The organism is Vibrio sp. 10N.222.52.B7, from assembly GCF_041474275.1.
Classification (GTDB): domain Bacteria; phylum Pseudomonadota; class Gammaproteobacteria; order Enterobacterales; family Vibrionaceae; genus Vibrio; species Vibrio crassostreae_C.
Map to the genome: position 1 here is coordinate 1 of NZ_JBFRTU010000523.1, position 382 is coordinate 382.

Annotated in this window: 1 protein-coding gene; it reads left to right on the forward strand. The window is 38.2% G+C overall.

Going from position 1 to position 382, the window contains the following annotated elements:
• Positions 1-137 precede the first annotated feature (137 nt).
• A partial coding sequence (locus AB4512_RS24000; protein ID WP_372176001.1) for an aldehyde dehydrogenase family protein occupies positions 138-382 on the forward strand: 245 nt, incomplete at its 3' end.

The window sequence follows — 382 nt, forward strand, 5'->3', positions numbered from 1 at the left end:
TACTACAAGCGTAATGACGAATACATCGAGAAATTCCTGAAAGCGCTGTCTAATTCCCTGTAGTTGAAAAGAACAAAAATCAACAGAACAGCAGTTAGATAGCAAGATGAAAACTGGATGGAATCACGCCATCCTTTATGACGAATATCATTTTTAAAAATCAACATATCGAGATTTTTAGATATCTAGTTATCGCACTATTCAATGATAATGATGCCGATACTAAAAATGCAGCGGAGCCGACAAACATGAACAAGTCTATTCAATCCTTTGACCCAAGTAATGGTGAACTCCTTGGCGAGGTAAACCAAACTTCGGCTGAAGAAGTAACTCAAACCATCCACAAAGCAAAAGCAGCACAAAAAGCATGGCGCAAACTTTC